This is a genomic window from Acidovorax sp. JG5 (genome assembly GCF_017939685.1).
GTDB lineage: Bacteria > Pseudomonadota > Gammaproteobacteria > Burkholderiales > Burkholderiaceae_C > Acidovorax.
Genome location: NZ_JAGKSE010000041.1, coordinates 1 through 11,362, shown reverse-complemented (window position 1 = coordinate 11,362; position 11,362 = coordinate 1). Strand labels below are relative to the sequence as shown.

At 60.3% G+C, this 11,362-nt stretch carries 13 protein-coding genes; 10 read left to right on the top strand and 3 right to left on the bottom strand.

The window, feature by feature from the left end:
* The 7 genes from J8G26_RS18690 to J8G26_RS19480 all read left to right on the top strand — a co-directional run.
* A partial coding sequence (locus J8G26_RS18690) for a hypothetical protein (protein WP_210570732.1) occupies window positions 1–223 on the top strand: 223 nt, incomplete at its 5' end.
* A 43-nt stretch (window positions 224–266) separates the two neighbouring features.
* On the top strand, window positions 267–539 hold the full coding sequence (locus J8G26_RS18685) for an HU family DNA-binding protein (protein ID WP_086911681.1): 273 nt from the start codon (window positions 267–269) through the stop codon (window positions 537–539).
* A gap of 62 nt (window positions 540–601) precedes the next feature.
* Window positions 602–1,270 (top strand): regulatory protein GemA, encoded by a 669-nt coding sequence (locus J8G26_RS18680; RefSeq protein ID WP_086911682.1) that lies wholly within the window; start codon window positions 602–604, stop codon window positions 1,268–1,270.
* Window positions 1,260–1,658 carry a Mor transcription activator family protein gene (locus J8G26_RS18675; RefSeq protein ID WP_086911683.1) on the top strand — a complete coding sequence of 133 codons (399 nt, stop codon included), beginning with the start codon at window positions 1,260–1,262 and terminating at the stop codon, window positions 1,656–1,658. The genes J8G26_RS18680 and J8G26_RS18675 overlap by 11 nt, the downstream gene beginning before the upstream one ends.
* A 3-nt stretch (window positions 1,659–1,661) precedes the next feature.
* Window positions 1,662–1,982: a DUF3486 family protein gene (locus J8G26_RS18670; RefSeq protein WP_086911684.1), complete on the top strand. Its 321-nt coding sequence runs from the start codon at window positions 1,662–1,664 to the stop codon at window positions 1,980–1,982.
* Between the two features lie 127 nt (window positions 1,983–2,109).
* A complete protein-coding gene (locus J8G26_RS19485) occupies window positions 2,110–2,766 on the top strand; it encodes a TIGR02391 family protein (RefSeq protein ID WP_236748654.1) in 657 nt (218 codons plus the stop codon).
* Window positions 2,767–2,778: 12 nt separating this feature from the next.
* Window positions 2,779–2,874, top strand: coding sequence for a TIGR02391 family protein (locus J8G26_RS19480; protein WP_236748653.1), 96 nt, complete (start codon window positions 2,779–2,781; stop codon window positions 2,872–2,874).
* 31 nt (window positions 2,875–2,905) lie between these two features.
* On the opposite strand, the gene J8G26_RS18660 is transcribed toward J8G26_RS19480, so the two are convergent.
* Window positions 2,906–5,548 carry an AAA family ATPase gene (locus J8G26_RS18660; protein WP_086911685.1) on the bottom strand — a complete coding sequence of 881 codons (2,643 nt, stop codon included), beginning with the start codon at window positions 5,546–5,548 and terminating at the stop codon, window positions 2,906–2,908.
* A gap of 416 nt (window positions 5,549–5,964) precedes the next feature.
* Between J8G26_RS18660 and radC the strand changes: the two genes are divergently transcribed.
* On the top strand, window positions 5,965–6,495 hold the full coding sequence (gene radC, locus J8G26_RS18655) for a DNA repair protein RadC (RefSeq protein ID WP_086913970.1): 531 nt from the start codon (window positions 5,965–5,967) through the stop codon (window positions 6,493–6,495).
* A gap of 578 nt (window positions 6,496–7,073) precedes the next feature.
* Complete coding sequence (locus tag J8G26_RS18650) at window positions 7,074–7,901, top strand: DUF932 domain-containing protein (protein ID WP_086911686.1); 828 nt, start codon at window positions 7,074–7,076, stop codon at window positions 7,899–7,901.
* An 833-nt stretch (window positions 7,902–8,734) separates the two neighbouring features.
* Here the strand turns inward: J8G26_RS18650 and J8G26_RS18645 are convergent.
* Complete coding sequence (locus tag J8G26_RS18645) at window positions 8,735–10,165, bottom strand: IS66 family transposase (protein ID WP_013801324.1); 1,431 nt, start codon at window positions 10,163–10,165, stop codon at window positions 8,735–8,737.
* Window positions 10,166–10,750: 585 nt separating this feature from the next.
* Here J8G26_RS18645 and J8G26_RS18640 point away from each other — a divergent pair.
* Window positions 10,751–11,092, top strand: coding sequence for a DUF2958 domain-containing protein (locus tag J8G26_RS18640; protein WP_086911687.1), 342 nt, complete (start codon window positions 10,751–10,753; stop codon window positions 11,090–11,092).
* Window positions 11,093–11,105: 13 nt separating this feature from the next.
* Here the strand turns inward: J8G26_RS18640 and J8G26_RS18635 are convergent.
* Window positions 11,106–11,362: helix-turn-helix transcriptional regulator (locus J8G26_RS18635; protein WP_210570730.1), on the bottom strand; the 257-nt coding region annotated here is incomplete at its 5' end.

Genomic DNA, 11,362 nt, shown 5'->3' with positions numbered 1-11,362 from the left:
GGGCCCCTATCGATGTGTCCAGAATTATTGGACCATGACAGTTCAACGCAGCCAGGACCTGGCGATCAACCAGGCAGAGGCCCTGAAGCTGGCCAGCAATGGCACGTTGAGGCCCAACGGCATTGATAGCCACGGGAACTATGTGTTTGCTTTGCACGGCGCAGCTGACTCAAAAACAGTCAAGAAAGTGAGCCAGCGCTCGATAAATCCCCGGCCCCGGTGACCGTTATCACCGGAATTTCTCAATCTCAATCTAGCAAGAAACCATGAACAAGTCCGAATTGATCGAACGTATGGCCAACCAGGCCGGCATTTCCAAGACCGCCGCAGGCACTGCCCTGGACGCGGCCACCGAGGCCATCAAGTCCACCCTGAAGAAGGGTGGCGCTGTGACGCTGGTGGGCTTTGGCTCGTTCACCGTCACCAAGCGCGCGGCGCGCACCGGCCGCAACCCGCGCACGGGCGACCCGGTGCAAATCCAGGCGAGCAAGGCACCCAAGTTCTCGGCCGGCAAGGCGTTCAAGGATGCACTGAACTGATCCAGTCGGCTTTCTGGAGTCCCCGTCCTGGGGGCTCTGGTGAGCCACCTGGAGCACCGTTTATGACCACCGCCAAAATCCCCGCCAACAATCGCCGCGCCACGCTGATCAAGCTGATCCATGTGGCGAAGCGCGAACTCGGCCAGAAGCACGGCCTGGATGAGCCGACTTATCGGTCCATCCTGCTGTCTGTTGGAAAGTCCGCGTCACTGACGACTATGGGCGTTCCAGGGATGGTGGATGTGCTGGAGCACCTCAAGACCAAGGGCTTCCAAGTGCGTCCAAAGGCTGGCGACCGGTCGCAGACCATCAACCCTGACGCCAGCAAGGTGCGGGCGCTGTGGTTGTTCCTGCATGCGCTTGGCGTGGTGAACGATCCGTCCGAACGGGCCTTGGCTGCTTACGTCAAGCGGATTGCCAAGGTAGATGACCTTCGCTGGGTGCGTGGCAGCGTCACGGACACCTTGATCGAGACCCTCAAGAAGTGGGCTATGCGCTTCCTGCCGGACGCAGTGATGGCGTTGCGCCGGGAGGTAGTGCAGTTGCACCAGGCCAATCCGCTTTCAGCGGTACAGATCGAGCGTGTGGAGTACGCCCAGCTATGCCTACACCGTGGCCAGGGCTTCGACATGCACTGGTGGGCATGGGAAGCCCTGATGCAGGTCCTTGGGCGGCCGGTGTTGGCCGACTTGGCCGCTTTAAAGCCTGCGGAGGAAACCAATGGCCACTGAAAGCGCACGCGCTCTGCTCAAGCGGCACGAGCTGCTCGCCGAGCTGCAAGACGTGGTCGCCCGCCAGCTGTCGGACATGGGCGTGGCCGCAGACACTGCAGCGTTGGTGGCGGCTTTCTTGGTGGACTACCTCAGCACCTACTGGGCAGGCCAGGTGGTGTCGTTCCCCAAGGACGCCTTCTACAAGCTGACCCTCAAGGAACTGGAGGTCCTGAGCCTGTTCCAGGGCGACAACTACGACCAGCTTGCTCGCCAATTTGGTATGACCCCTCGTGGCATGCGCAAGCTCGTCAACCGCATCAATGCGAGAATCAAGGCACAACGCGCTGCAGAAGCTGCGCCTGGTCAGATGGATGCGTTCGGCCACGCCGAAGTTGAAGAGGTATAGGCGATGGGCCGCAAATCTGCATTTAAGTCACTCGAACCGGAGAAACAGGCCAAGGCCCTAGCGTTGATGCGGGCCCACCGCCACAAATCCATCGACGATATCCGGGCGGCGCTAATTGATTCTGAGGACTTGGACATCTCTCGCTCCGCTGTCCATAGGATGCTGTCGAAGCTCAACGCCCGAGATCAGATGCTCGCTAGCGCCGAAGAGCACACTGTGGTGACTGTGGTGGACCGGATCACAGGTGAAGTGGTGGTCATCAAAACGGCGGTCCCCGCTTCGCTGATTGAGTCACTTATCCGCCAAGCAGAGGCGGTTTCTTAATTTCACCCATTGCAACGCCGTTACACCGGCGTATCCCACTGTAGGCCGATACGGGCCACTAAATCCCAATTTATCGCGCCGTTTTGGGTTTGTTTATCTCAACTCCCTTCAGGAGGCCGCCTGTCGCGTGCTTGCGGATACCGACCGAGGTCTGACGGGAACGCAAATCGAGCGATTGCTGCAGGAAATCAAGATCGTCGATGTGTCTCCTGGCATTACCAAATGGAAACGCCTGTTCAACGCGCTGGCCGAAGCGCAGAACAAGCACCAGATCGGCAACCACCTGATCCTGCTCATCAACCTCGCAATGGAGCCGGTCAACTACGCCCGTGATCCTGGCGCCTTCCGGTGGCGGCGCGATGAGCTGAATGTGGTGCTCGCCTTTTCCGGATTTTTCGTGCGGGACGATGGCAGAGTGGGCTATGCCGACAAGGCCACGACGTTGGACGAAGCCCGCGCCCGTGCCGGTCGGCTGAAGGCCGCACTGGAAAATCGCAACGTCCACGCCGAAGTGCTCCACTACTGTCGCGCCGAACTGTTGGACGAAAACTACTTTCACGCCGTCTTCGAATCGACCAAAGGTGTTGCCGAACGCATCCGCTCGTTGCCGGGCCTCACCACGGATGGCTCTGAACTGGTGAACCGGGCCTTCTCGACGCAGAACCCAATCCTGGTTCTTGGCTCACTCGCTACCGAATCTGAAAAGAGCGAGCAAAAGGGCTTCGCCCATCTACTCACGGGCCTTTTCGGTGCCGTGCGCAATCCGCTTGCTCACGCGCCCTAAAATAACTGGCCAATGTCCGAGCAGGATGCCCTCGACATCCTGACGCTGGTGTCGCTCATTCATCGAAAACTGGACCGCACGCAAAGGACGGACACCACGGTGCTATGAGCGTGTCCGGAGCCTCGCTGAGGCGAGCGATTTAAGGTGCCGCCATCGCGGCAGATGCCGCAACGGTCGGCCCAGCCTTGCGCTTCTTGGCTGTCTCCCCGCTGCGCTTGTCGATCTGCGCACGCCAGGTTTCCAACGCCATGATGTCGGCGAGCAGTTCGTCGGGTTCGGGGACTGCGACACCACCTACGAACGCCTTGTCGTGCGCGTAGTTCGAGCATTTCGTCATGCCCGCGTTTACTTGGGCATAGTCGTCGTCTTCGACCACGACTCCGGCAAGTCGCTGTGTTTCCACGCCTTTACGGAATCGCAGAATGACCTCACGCAGCAGCACCTCCTCGACAGCGCGCTCCCACGTCATGCGCAATCGAAAATAGGCCTCGACGGTTTGCTTGCGGTGCTCCTGTTCTTCGCCATCCTTGTGTAGCTTGGCGATGGCTTGGTGCTGGGCCTTCAAGGCGCCGATTCGCTTGCTAGCATTTTTACCTTCGAACGGCAGGTCTGGATCTGCAACCCCGAACCCTTCGGCACGGCGGGTCAGGCTCTGCGTGGCAACCGGCACGCCAGCCAGCTTTGCCTCCTCTGCCAGGAGACAAAGGAAATAAATGTCATGGGTGAACACGACGACTTGACGCTGTGCAGCTTCGACCGCCAGGCGCTTCGCCACGCGTTCGCGGCGGCGATGATCGAGCGACGACACCGGGTCGTCGAACACGATGCCGTCCTTGCCGCCGTTCAGCCCGACTTCTGCCAGGAAAGAGCCAATAGCGACCGCGCGCTGCTCGCCCTCGCTCAGGATTTCGACAGGACTGCGGCTCTGCGGCAGTTCCAACTTCAGTTTGTGCAAGGCCTTGCCCCTGTCAGAGCGGCTCTGGAGTGAAACGCGAAGCGTACCAACGCCCAGTGCCTTGAATTCGCGATTGAGCGCGTCGGCCAGTTCCTTGGAGACCACTTTTTCGGCAAGCTCTGATGCCTTCAGCGAAATGGAGTTGGTTTTGATAGCCGACATGCATTGCGAGAGCCTGGCCTGACGGATAAGTCGTCTCACCGCTGTGACCACCGCATCCTTGACCTGACTCAGTCGCACCCGCGCATCAAGTTCATCGAACTGCTTTTGAAGTGCGGCGCGGGCTTTCTCATCTGACGCTTTTTCGAGGGTCGTAGCCTCTGCATTCAGCTTGTCGGCCAGCGCTTGGAGCCGCGCCGCCGGGCTAATTAAGGCCTGATCGGTGCCGTCCCACTGGTGTGAAATAACCGCCGCCTTGAGGGCTTCCTGGCGGGCGGCCAGCGCCAGCTCGAAGGCCTTGACATCGGCGGCGAGTTGTGAATCCAGAACCTCTATCTCTCCGTGGGTCACATCGTCGAGATTTAGCGTCAGGACCTGTGCAATGAACGGCTTGTACTCGGCGTACAGGGCGGCACGACGCGCTTGGGAAGTTTTCTCCGCTTCCTGCTGGATGAACGCCTCGAAGCGCAGCAGGCGAGCGGCGCCTTCGTCGAGTGGCTGCTGGCACAGGGGGCAAGGCACGTCCGCGCCCAATTCGGGAAATACCTTGTCCGGGTGGGATTCGACTGCGAATTTGCGGGCGGCATCGAACAGATCACGCCATGCCTCGCCGCCAGTACCGGGCAGCAGGTTCTCGCATTCCTTGAACTGTTCGGCTGCGAGCGCGGCCGCAGCCTTCGCCGTACGATAGGCATCTGCCAGGCCACGCAGCTTGGCGACTACTGCCTGATCCACCAGCGCTTCTTTGTTGGTTGCATTCGTCGCGACGGCAGCGACACGGCGGGCGCGCAGACGCAATTGTGTGGCTTTCTCCTTCGGGTTGTTCTCTTTCAGGCTCTGGCCCAGTTCGGCATGATTAACCAGACCTTCCGGCGTCAGCGTGGCCAGCTCCTCTATCTGGACCTTTGTCGTCCTGGCAGACAGGGTTTGAATCAATTTGCCGACGGGTGTATCGCCCTGCAACAGTGCAAACGCCGTGAGGTCTGGTGCAGACTGCGCATACTCGGTGTCGATCAGAGCCTTCAACTGCTTGCAGACCTTCGCCAGTCCCTCAAACACATCGAGCCCGTAGGGTACGTAGGAAAAATCGTCCTCACTGTCAAGATAGGCACGAGCACAGCGCGAGTCGAAGATCGCAAGGGACGACAGCTCGGGTGGTGCCGCCTTGCCGTTGGTCCAATGCACGTCCCGCGCTACACCGTTGACGGCAATCTCGAAGGAGGCCTCTGGAACGCCTGCCTTGCCTGTCGGCAGGTTGGCGTTGGGATGGATTGCTTCCATCTGGTCGCGAGCACGGCAAGCGCGCTTGAGCACACGCGAGTATCCCGACTTGCCCGAGCCGTTGTCGCCGTAGATGACGGTTATTCCGGAAGCGCCGAACGGCAGGCGCTGGTTTTCGGCAATCGCGTTGACGTGCAGCATGTTCTTCATGGCGCGCAGCTCGACGTGCGTCGCTACCTTGACTGGCGCCGGGATTTGGTCTGCCGTTAGCGGTTTGGGCTTGCGGTCCTTGGGATCGGAAATGCCATGCGTGGCCTTGAGCAGCGCGAAAAGATCGTCTTGGTCTTCCGCCGTCAAAGTCTGCTTGGCCAGCAAGCGCGCCACGGCATCACTTTGCCACAGGGGCAACCCCTGTGTCCAAACCAGTATTTCCTGCAGTATCGACATGAGGCTCCTCCACTTGTTGGCATTGTTTTATTTCTTCCGAACGTGCTCAATATCTGACCGCCGAATTTGCTTATAGCAATGTTCGTGGTTGCAGATAGAAACATTATGCGTCCCGGCGCGATAGCGCCGTCGGGCTCTTGGGCGTTGCCCCGCGCCTCGTATCGAGTCGCGGCCATCCGGCTTTGATCCCTCACGCCTCCGGCCCGATGGGCCTGCGCGCTGCGCTTGCCGGGGGAGATTGGCGGGGGGGGGGCTGGCTTGCTGTTCCCTTTACCGTACCACGGCGTTCTCGCTGTCAAGGTCTGCGCGCACCTTGTGCGCTTGCGTCCTGGCGGCCGTCTTTGAACCTGTGACAACTGCGCTGCGCCGTGCTGCTGCCGGTCTCGGGCAATCCCGCCCGATGCACGGAGCTGACCATGTCACACGATCTCTTTTCTTCTTTCGCTTCCTTCGATTCTTCCAATTCTTCTGTCCTTCTCGTTCGTGACGTTGCGGGCGACTACCGTCAGGTTGATGCAGACGAGGTGCTGCAGGCCGCGCAGCAGGTGTTGCTGAGCCGGGTGCGGGGCAGTGACGTGCTGGCCTCGCCGCAGGCGGTGCGCGACTTCCTGCGGGTCAAGCTGGGGGCGCTGGAGCATGAGGTGTTCGCGGTGGTGCATCTGGATTCGCAGAACCGCGTCATCGAGTACGTCGAAATGTTTCGCGGTACGGTGAGCCAGACATCGGTTTATCCGCGTGAGGTAGTCAAGGAATCCATGAAACACAATTCGGCCGCCTTGTTGCTGGTGCACAACCACCCGAGCGGTTCGACCCAACCGTCGCGGGCCGACGAGATGCTGACGCAGACGCTCAAGGCTGCACTGGCGCTGGTGGATGTGCGGGTACTGGACCACCTGATCGTGGCGGGCAACGACATCCTGTCGATGGCGGAGCGCGGGCTGATGTGACCCAAGGGGGTATCGCCCCCTTTTGCTTCGCCCTTGGTGTTGGGGAAAGACTGCGCACTGCGTTTGCCTCCAGGGGTCGGCTTGCAGCCCACCCCGCCGCGCAGGCTTGGCGCCCCGCAATACCGCCGAACAGGCGATGCCTGATCGGCTTGTTCATGGTGCCGATTTCGCGCTGTGCGCTTTGCTCACCTCCAGCCAGGCGTGCCTTCGGCACGCAGTGGCGCTCGCCGCGCGGCGTGGGTTCGTCGCATCCTCGGTGATCTATGGCCGTTGACCGGTTGTCCGTCTTTCCCTTCCTTCATCACTGAACCCGCGACCGTAGCCCGCAGTGCCTGGCCGTCAAGGCGCGCAGGGCCGTGTCCTCGCCTTTGGCTGCGGGCCGCACCCACCCTGCGCTCGCTTCCTTGACAGCCAGTCCCTCGCTGGCCGGTGTCTTCGCGGGCGATGAACTCAGGAAAGACGGCGGCAACAGCGACCAGCCCAGGTCGTTGCGCCGAACCCACCGAAGCCACACCGGGCTCCGAATCTTGGAATCCGGTCAGCTTTGAACCACAACTTGTAACTTTTGGAGAAATACCATGCAACTCAGTTCCCGTTTCGCAAATGCGACCCCTCTCTTACGTGCTGACCATCCGTTATCGGATGACCAGATTTACCGGGTAGCTCCCTCCATCTATGCGGAGGCGAAGCACCAGAGCCGATCCGAGCGTTACACCTACATCCCGACCGGGGAAGTCTTGGGTGCCCTGCGCAAAGAAGGTTTTCAGCCGTTCATGGTGTGCCAGACCCGTGTACGCGACACCGGCAAGCGCGAACACACCAAGCACATGCTGCGATTGCGGCACGCCAACCAGATCAACGGCGCAGAAGCCAACGAAATCATCTTGCTGAACTCCCACGACGGCACCAGCAGCTACCAGATGCTGGCCGGGATGTTTCGCTTTGTGTGCAGCAATGGGCTGGTGTGCGGCGACACCGTGGCCGACCTGCGCATTCCGCACAAAGGCGATGTTATTGGCAAAGTGCTCGCAGGAGCCTATGACGTGCTGGACGGGTTTGAGTTGGTGCGCGAACGCCGTGAAGGTATGGCGGCCATCACGCTGGAGCACGGCGAATCCGAAGTGTTCGCCCGCGCCGCCTTGTCACTCAAATACGATGACCCGGTTAAGCCTGCGCCCATCACGGAAGCGCAACTGTTGCAACCCCGGCGCCTTGGCGATGACCGCCCCGACCTGTGGAGCACCTTCAACCGCGTGCAAGAAAACCTTGTTCAAGGGGGATTGTCGGCACGCACAGCCAATGGTCGCAGAAGCCACACCCGTGCCATTCAGGGCATTGACCAGAACGTCAAGGTCAACCGGGCGCTGTGGATACTGGCTGAAGAGATGAAACGGCTCAAGGGCTGACAGGCGAGGGGGCTTTGCCCCTTCTTTTCTCATTTCAGGGAACTGCGGCTGCGGGTGGCCATGCCACGCGGCCGCGCCGCCCAGCCTTGTCAGTCTGGGCGGCGCGGCGGGCAGTCGGATACCGACTGCCTGATGGCTGCATGACTTCGCCATCCCTGACTTTGCGCATCCGGTCGATGAATGTTTGACGCTTCGCATTGGACAGCCTGATATGCCTATCGGATGGTTGAGGCTGCGCACTGCGTTTGCCCTCCAAGGGTCGGCTTGCAGCCCACCCCGCCGCGCTGGCTTGGCGCCCCTTAATGCCGCCGAACAGGTTGTACCTGATCGGCCCGTGCATGGCGTTCATGTCGCGCCAGCGCTTTGTACACCTCCAGCCAGGCGTGCCTGTGGCACGCGGGGTGCGCTCGCCGCGCGGCGTTTGACCGTCGCAGTGGCGACTTTGCCCTGATCGCCGTACTGCCTTCCTTCATCGCTATTCCCGCGACCTTAGCCGACACAGCCAACCCCTCAAGGCGCGCAGGGCCGTGTCCTCGCTGCGCTGCGGGCCGCCCCACCCCCTGCGCTTGTCTCCTTGATGGGCTGGCCGTGTCGTCCGGTTTTTCGCGGGCGATGAACTCAGGAAGTACGGCGGCAACGATCGGCCCAGATCGCTACGCCGGCCAAACCGAAGGCAACAACGGGCTCCGAATCTTGGAACCCGGTCAGCTTTCAAAACCTTGGAAGGAATGCGCATGCAGACATTGACACCGTGAATAGATACCGAAGTTTTGTTTGTTTTCTTTTTGCATTTTTGTAACTACTCAGCCCAAATTTAGGCTTGCGATCACGCTTCAGCGAAAGCTGTGCTGAGTCGGCACGCCCTTGAAAGCGGCGACAAGTGAATCAAAGACATTGCCCCCTTGCTTGTGCATGGTGGCGCAATACGAGCGAATCACGCAGTAGGCCTGTGCGCCTGACAATGTGCGAAAGCAGCCGGAGACTTTTTGTTTCACCTTGGGCATGCGCACGGTCTGCTCGGCCAGGTTATTGGTAAAAGGCACGCCGGGCTGGGTCATGAAGCGCCAAACATCATCTCTGTAATCGCGCAGTCGGCCAATCAAATTGGTGGCCTTACTTTGCTTGGGTCTGCCGCGTTTGCCAGTAGAGGGCACCACGGGGTTTTCTGTCTGGGCTTGAGCCAGTATGGCCTCGTACAGGTCGCGCAGATCGCGTACCTCGCACTGATACTGCTTGGTGTTGTAGTTCGGTGATTGTCCGTCTGCACACTGCAGGTTATCGAGGTGGCTGGCGTGGGTGAGCAGTTCGATCATGTCGCCGGCCCAAGCTTGACCTTGTTCTTCCAGCAGATAGGTCAGTTCGCGCAAGTGGTGGGCGTTGCACAGGGCGTGTTGGCACTGCAATGCTTTGTAGGGTAGCCAGCCATCATGCACCAAGACACCCTTGAATTGCTGCAGCAGCGCCAGTGCATCGAACGCCTCGCCTCCTCGCTTGGGGTGACAGCCCATCCAGGTCAGCGTGTCGGTGGCCAGCACATGCAGCCAGTGCAGCGTCTTTGCCACCCGTAGCCCGGTTTCATCAGCATGCAGCACGTCTGCGTTGACAGCGCCTTGGCCGATGGCATCTACCGTAGGTTGCAAGATGCCCGCACTTGTCATGGCGGCCTTGAGTACGGTGGCTTGACTCACGGGCAGACCAAAGAAGTCTTTCATGAGCGCCGCCGTGCGCTGTACCGAGACGGCATGGTTTTGATTGAGGTGCACCATGGCCGCCTGCGCGCGTGGTCCATATTGCACAGCCGCGTTTACACCGGCGGGGAACTCTGCTGTGTGTACATGCCCGCAGCGACAGATGGCTTGCATGGCATGATGCTCGGTCACCTCAAATTGCAGCACGGGCAAATCAAAGACCTGACGGGTTTCGCTCACATAGGCAAAGGGCAATTCCTGATGGCAGGCTTGGCAATGCTCTGGTACGCCGTGAACAACGATTTTGTCGGGCTGGGTGGCTTGGCGCAAGGTACTGCCGGTGTGACCTTTTTGTCCGCCTGTGGGTTTGTCGCCCGCAACGCGTAGTGACTTCGGCGCGGGTTTGTTCAGGCCATCGCTTGATGGGGGCTTGCTGGAGTTGCGGCTATTGAGTTTGCCTTGCGTCTGCAATTGCATGACCGCTTCTTGCAATGCCTTGATCTGCTCCTGCAACATCAAAATCAGTGCATCCTTCTCGGCATGGCTTAACTGGTTCAGGCTTGATGGGGTTTGCATTGCCGTGAATTGTCCCTTATCGCGTCAAGGGATGCTGAGTAGTTACGAAGAATGTACGATTCTGCGGTTCTTGGAAAATGCGTGAATGCGGTTCCGTGTTTTTGAGGTTTTGAGTAAAAACGCATTGCAGGTTCCACGGATTTTTGTGCGTCTCCCGGCGATGCCGGGTCGGGCTGTCGTGCTGCGCATCGAGCCACCGATGGCGTCTCGCCCCTTTGGGCTTCCATCCCTGACGCCTGCGCGCTTCGCTTGCCCTCCAGGGGACCGGCTCTAAGCCCGTCCCCGCCGCGCGGTGCTTGGCGCCCCTGGAAGTCCGCCGAACAGGCGGTGCCTGATCGGCCTGCGATTTCGACACATGGATTCCGGACTGCCGTGGTGCTATGCGAAGTCGCCGGTGTTCATGGTGGCGCATTCCTGTTTGACCTGGCCGTATCCCAATCGGACAAGCCGCGCAGCTTGGCGTACGCCGCCCGCCCGTCAACCCCCAGCCCGCACCGACCGAGTCGGGGTGTGACGGCCGCGCTTTGCGCGTGCGCCTGGATCGCAGCGCTCCGATCGGGAGCGTCCATTCAAGGAGTTGCGATCGTGAACCTTATTTCCGACGAACTACGCGCGCAGTTGCTGGCCAACGACCGTCAATCCCTCGCTGACGAAGGATTCGATCCACCGCCAGTGGTCAAGCTGTTCACGCCTGATGCGGGTGCGACCTGGCTGCTGACCGAGATTGATCCTGATGATGATCATGCGTTCGGACTGTGCGACCTGGGTCTCGGCTTCCCTGAGCTGGGCTATGTGAGCCTGGCTGAACTCGCTACCCTGCGCGGCCGTCTTGGATTGCCGGTGGAGCGGGATATGCATTTCAAGGCTGACAAGTCCATCAGCGCCTATGCGCGCGAAGCCCGGATGTCGGGCCGCATCGTGGCGTAGGCGCCACGGGGCATCAACCGTCGTTCGGCGGTTGATGCCATTCCATCGGAAGCCTGGCTTCCGTTTCCAGCATCAGCTCACCGGCGCTACGGCCCAGCGCCCGGGCAATCTTGAATACCAGGGCCAGCGTGGGCATATGCTCACCACGCTCAATTTTGCCCATGTGCGAGCGTTCGATACCCGCCAGATGCGCCAGCGTTTCCTGGGCGATGCCGTCTTCGGTTCTCACGGCCACCCCTTTCAAGGTGTTGCCCTCCCAGCCTTGATAAC

Excerpts from the sequence above, each read along its gene's own strand:
- J8G26_RS18685 (WP_086911681.1), top strand. The coding sequence starts at position 267 with ATGAACAAGTCCGAATTGATCGAACGTATGGCCAACCAGGCCGGCATT.
- J8G26_RS18680 (WP_086911682.1), top strand. The coding sequence starts at position 602 with ATGACCACCGCCAAAATCCCCGCCAACAATCGCCGCGCCACGCTGATC.
- J8G26_RS18675 (WP_086911683.1), top strand. The coding sequence starts at position 1,260 with ATGGCCACTGAAAGCGCACGCGCTCTGCTCAAGCGGCACGAGCTGCTC.
- J8G26_RS18670 (WP_086911684.1), top strand. The coding sequence starts at position 1,662 with ATGGGCCGCAAATCTGCATTTAAGTCACTCGAACCGGAGAAACAGGCC.
- J8G26_RS19480 (WP_236748653.1), top strand. The coding sequence starts at position 2,779 with ATGTCCGAGCAGGATGCCCTCGACATCCTGACGCTGGTGTCGCTCATT.
- J8G26_RS18660 (WP_086911685.1), bottom strand. The coding sequence starts at position 5,548 with ATGTCGATACTGCAGGAAATACTGGTTTGGACACAGGGGTTGCCCCTG.
- radC (WP_086913970.1), top strand. The coding sequence starts at position 5,965 with ATGTCACACGATCTCTTTTCTTCTTTCGCTTCCTTCGATTCTTCCAAT.
- J8G26_RS18650 (WP_086911686.1), top strand. The coding sequence starts at position 7,074 with ATGCAACTCAGTTCCCGTTTCGCAAATGCGACCCCTCTCTTACGTGCT.
- J8G26_RS18645 (WP_013801324.1), bottom strand. The coding sequence starts at position 10,165 with ATGCAAACCCCATCAAGCCTGAACCAGTTAAGCCATGCCGAGAAGGAT.